Source organism: Streptomyces sp. NPDC048349, assembly GCF_040651925.1.
Classification (GTDB): Bacteria; Actinomycetota; Actinomycetes; order Streptomycetales; family Streptomycetaceae; genus Streptomyces.
In genome coordinates, this window is the sequence record NZ_JBEZLA010000135.1 from 1 (window position 1) to 4,346 (window position 4,346).

The 4,346-nt window shown below is 77.9% G+C and carries 4 protein-coding genes; 3 read left to right on the forward strand and 1 reads right to left on the reverse strand.

What is annotated here, in order from left to right; genetic code table 11:
* Positions 1–88: 88 nt before the first annotated feature.
* Positions 89–1,291, reverse strand: a complete 1,203-nt coding sequence (locus AB0D44_RS34165; protein ID WP_362598745.1) for an amino acid deaminase/aldolase — start codon at positions 1,289–1,291, stop codon at positions 89–91.
* A gap of 150 nt (positions 1,292–1,441) precedes the next feature.
* Here AB0D44_RS34165 and AB0D44_RS34170 point away from each other — a divergent pair, with 150 nt between their 5' ends.
* Genes AB0D44_RS34170 through AB0D44_RS34180 form a run of 3 tightly spaced genes read left to right on the forward strand, consistent with a single transcriptional unit; the run spans position 1,442 to position 4,245 of the window.
* Positions 1,442–2,254: a hypothetical protein gene (locus AB0D44_RS34170; protein ID WP_362598748.1), complete on the forward strand. Its 813-nt coding sequence runs from the start codon at positions 1,442–1,444 to the stop codon at positions 2,252–2,254.
* Complete coding sequence (gene mycP / locus AB0D44_RS34175) at positions 2,251–3,483, forward strand: type VII secretion-associated serine protease mycosin (protein WP_362598751.1); 1,233 nt, start codon at positions 2,251–2,253, stop codon at positions 3,481–3,483. The genes AB0D44_RS34170 and mycP overlap by 4 nt, the downstream gene beginning before the upstream one ends.
* 21 nt (positions 3,484–3,504) lie before the next feature.
* Positions 3,505–4,245, forward strand: coding sequence for an SseB family protein (locus AB0D44_RS34180; RefSeq protein WP_362598754.1), 741 nt, complete (start codon positions 3,505–3,507; stop codon positions 4,243–4,245).
* Positions 4,246–4,346: the final 101 nt, after the last annotated feature.

A 4,346-nucleotide genomic window follows, 5' to 3' on the forward strand; every position in this document is an offset into this window, starting at 1 on the left:
CCCGTACTGGACGTACTTGGGCTTTCGGCCGGTGCGGCGAGAGTGCGTGCCGGGCACCGCGACGCCGCGGACCTCCGTCAGACACCCCCTAGAGGAAGGTGCGGCCCTCGCCCCGGTAGGTGGGGGCGGTGGCCGTCACCCGGTCGCCCTCCACCAGGTGCAGGGTGTCGAACCGCTCGCACAGCTCGCCCGCCTTCGCGTGCCGGAACCAGACCCGGTCGCCGATCAGCAGATCGTCGGCCGGGCTGCCCAGCAGCGGGGTCTGCACCTCGCCGGCGCCCTCCTGCGGGTCGTAGCGCAGCCCCTGCGGCAGGTACGGGACCGGCAGCCGGTCCGGGCCGGGCGCGCCCGAGGCGGGGTATCCGCCGCCGAGCACGGTCACCACGCCCACCCCGGGCCTGCGGACCACCGGCTGCGCGAACAGCGCCGCCGGCCGCCCGCTGAACGAGGTGTAGTTGTCGAACAGCCGCGGAACGTACAGCCCCGACCCGGCGGCGATCTCGGTCACCGCGTCCTCGGCGGCCGTCTGCGCCACGCTTCCCGTCCCGCCGCCGTTGACGAACTCCAGGTCCGGCACGACCGCCCGCACCGCCCGCACCACCTCGGCGCGCCGGGCCGCCAGCTCCTTGCGGGCCGCGCCCTGCATCAGCCGGATCGCCCGCGAGCGCACCGGCCGCCCCGCCAGCGCGTCCCCCACCCCGGCCACGTGGCCCTCGTACGCCATCAGCCCCACCACCCGGAACCCGGGCCGGGCACCGACCGCACGGGCCAGCGCGGCCAGCTGCCCGGGCTCCCGCAACGGCGACCGGCGCGCCCCGACCCGCACCAGCCCGCCGAGCATGCGCAGCGAGGTGTCCAGCTCCAGGCAGACCCGGATCTCCTGCGTGCCGCCGTCCCGCGACCGGTCGATGAGCTCCAGCTGCGCCACGTCGTCCACCATGACGGTGACGGCGGCGGCCAGCTTCGGATCGCCCGCCAGCTCGGCGAACCCGCCGCGGTCGGCGGACGGATAGGCGAGCAGCACGTCCTGGAAGCCGGAGCGGGCCAGCCACAGCGACTCGGCGAGGGTGTACGACATGATCCCGGCGAACCCGGGCCGCGCCAGGACCCGTTCGAGGAGCGCGCGGCAGCGGACGGACTTGCTGGCGACGCGGACGGGCTTCCCGCCGGCCCGGCGCACGAGATCGTCGGCGTTGGCGTCGAACGCGTCGAGATCCACGATGGCCAGCGGCGCGTCCAGGTGCGCGGTCGCCCGGTCGTACCGGGCGCGATCGGCGGCGGGGGAGTTCATGGCGGGAGCTTGCCAGACGCGTCTACCGATGGGTAGGGGCCGGGACTTCCCCGCCCCGCCCGGGCGGGGGACCCTGCGCGGCCCCACCGGGCCCGCAGGACCGTAGAGTACGGGCAGGCAGCCGTACGGAACGGGGGGCGGAGCCGCCGGATGACCACGACGACACCGCGTACCGCGGTCCTGGGCGAGCCCGACCCGCCCCCGGACCCGGCCCGGACCCCGCCGCCCTTCCCCGCGCCGCCGCGCCGCCGCCCCGGACGGGTCCTCGCCGCCGTGCTGTGCGCCCTCCTCGGCATCGCGCTCGTCGGGGGCGCCGGAGCCGACGCCTGGCTCGAACACCGCGCCGCGCACCGCCCGCCCGCCGCCGGCGCCGTCTACCGCAAGGCCGAGTCCCTGTGGCGGTCCGCCCCCGTGGACGCCCTCTTCCCGCCCGTGCTCGCCGGCCCCGCCGCCGGCCCCGGCGGCTCCAACCGGATCTGGACCCGGATCGCACTCGCCCCGGACGCCGACTGCCCGGCCGCCCTCGCCGCGGACTGGCAGGGCCTGCTGGCGGGGACCGGCTGCACCCGCGTCCTGCGCGCGACCTACACCGACGCCACCCGCAGCTCCCTGATCACCGTCGGCATGGTCTTCACCCCCGCCGACGCCCCCGCGATGACCTCCCTGGCCGGCCGGCTCACCGCCCCGCCCGCGTACGGGTTCGCCGACGCCCAGCGCGCCGCCTGGACCGCGACCGTCATCGACAAGGCCCCCGTGGTCGTGTACGCCGTCTCCGCCTTCGCCGACGGCCGCCTGCTGGACGGGCCCCGCCCCGCGCAGGACGTGATGGCGAAGGACGCCACCGGAGCCGTGGCCCAGGCGGGCCTCGGCCACGAGGCCAAGGCCGTCGCCGACCGTATCGGCAACGGCCTGGCGCTCCTCGCCGACCCGCCCGCCGCTCCCGGCCGGGAGGCCTCCCGATGAGGCCCCTGCGGGCGCTCGTGCGCGGCGCCGCCGCCCTGGCCGCCGCGGCCCTGACGGCCGTCGCCGCGGCCCCTGCCCACGCCGACGCCATCCGCGACCGGCAGTGGGGCCTGTTGGCCCTGCGCGCCGAGGAGGCCTGGGGCACCACCCGCGGCGACGGCGTCACCGTCGCCGTCCTGGACACCGGGGTGGACGACTCCCACCCCGACCTCGCCGGGCAGGTCCTCGAGGGCACCGACCTCATCGGCATGGGCGCCGGCCGCGGCGACCGCTCCTGGGCGCGCCACGGCACCGCCATGGCGAGCATCATCGCCGGGCACGGCCACGGCTCCGGCCGCGGCCAGGGAGTCCTCGGCATCGCCCCGCAGGCCAAGATCCTGCCCGTCCGGGTGATCCTGGAGGAGGGCGACCCGGGCCGAGCGCAGGCCCGCGACAGCAAGGGCGGCGCCCTCGCCGACGGCATCCGCTGGGCCGCCGACCACGGCGCCGACGTGATCAACCTGTCCCTCGGCGACGACAGCGACTCCGCCCACCACGAGGCGGGGGAGGACGAGGCCGTCCAGTACGCCCTCGCCAAGGGCGTGGTCGTCGTCGCCTCGGCCGGCAACGGGGGCGAGAGCGGCGACCGCGTCTCCTACCCGGCCGCCTACCCGGGGGTCATCGCCGTGACCGCCGTGGACCGGCGCGGCCGCAAGGCCGCGTTCTCCACCCGCAACTGGTACGCCACCGTCAGCGCCCCGGGCGTCGACGTCGTCATCGCCGATCCCGACCGCTCCTACTACGAGGGCTGGGGCACCAGCGCCGCGGCGGCCTTCGTCTCCGGCGCCGTCGCCCTCGTCAAGGCCGCGCACCCGGACCTCTCCCCGGCCCAGATCAAGAAGCTGCTCGAGGACACCGCCTCCGACAGTCCGGCCGGCGGCCGCGACGACGCCCGCGGCCACGGGATGGTGGACCCCGTGGCTGCGCTCCAGGTTGCGCAGGCCGTGCAGCCGGAGCCGCCGGTCCCCGCGCCCGCCGCGGCGCCGGAGCCGTACTTCGGCCCCGGCCCCGACCCGGTCCGCCCGCCCGAGCGCGGGGCCCGCCTCGGTGCCCCGGAGGCCGCGGCCGCCGGAGCGGTGCTGCTGCTCCTGGCCGCCGTCCTGTCCCGGCGGCCGCGGCGGGGCACCCGGGGCCGGGACCGCCGCCCGGAGCGCCCACCCCTCACCGCACCGTCGTACCCGGCACAGTAGGGTCGGGTCACTGTGGCGAACATGGCGAACAAGAACATTCCCGACCCCGGCTTCTCCGACGACGACGGCTCGGCCGACCCGCGGCTGGCCGCCGCCCTGGCCGCCTGGGCCGAGGACCGGTCGCACGAGCCGGAGGTGCTGGCGGCCCTGAAGGACGCCCGCCTGCTGGTCCCGGTCGTCGCCGTCCTCGGCGAGGTGGAGACCGACCCGCAGACGGGCCTGAAGCGCGAGAAGACCAGCGACATGGCCGTCCCGACCCTGCGCGCGGGCGACCGGCGGGCGCTGCCCGCCTTCACCTCGACCGCCTCGCTCGCCCTGTGGGATCCCGCGGCCCGGCCCGTGGCGGTCCCGCTGCACCAGGCGCTGGCGGCCGCCGCGCACGAGAAGGCCGACACGGTGGTCCTGGACCTGGCCGGCCCCGTCACCTACCAGCTGACCGGTTCCGCCCTCCTCGCGCTGGCCGAGGGCCGCACCCAGGCGGACCCGCTGGCCGATCCGGCCGTACGGGAGGCCGTACGGGCCGCAGTGGCGGCGGAGGAGGGCGTCCTGCGCGCCTACCTCGGCCCCGGCGGTCCGGACTCCGACGGCACCCTGGCGATCGTGCCGGCCGGGGCGGTCCAGGCGCAGCCGGCGGCCCGGCGGGTCGCCGAGGCGCTGGCGGCGGACGAGACCCTGCGCGCCCGCCTGGTGCGCGGGCTGGACCTGGCGCTGCTGCCGCCGGGCGCCCCGGCCCCGTCCGGCGAGGCACTGTTCAGCCGCTGAACGGCGAAGGGGCGGGGGGGGGCGCGGCCGCGCCGCCCGCCCCCCCCCCCACCGCGGGCCGGCGGGCGGGAAAGGAAGAGTGAACGACGGAAGATGAAACA

What these genes read in the sequence shown, in the direction of transcription:
- AB0D44_RS34170 (WP_362598748.1), top strand. Translation starts at nt 1,442, where the DNA reads ATGACCACGACGACACCGCGTACCGCGGTCCTGGGCGAGCCCGACCCG.
- AB0D44_RS34165 (WP_362598745.1), bottom strand. Translation starts at nt 1,291, where the DNA reads ATGAACTCCCCCGCCGCCGATCGCGCCCGGTACGACCGGGCGACCGCG.
- mycP (WP_362598751.1), top strand. Translation starts at nt 2,251, where the DNA reads ATGAGGCCCCTGCGGGCGCTCGTGCGCGGCGCCGCCGCCCTGGCCGCC.
- AB0D44_RS34180 (WP_362598754.1), top strand. Translation starts at nt 3,505, where the DNA reads ATGGCGAACAAGAACATTCCCGACCCCGGCTTCTCCGACGACGACGGC.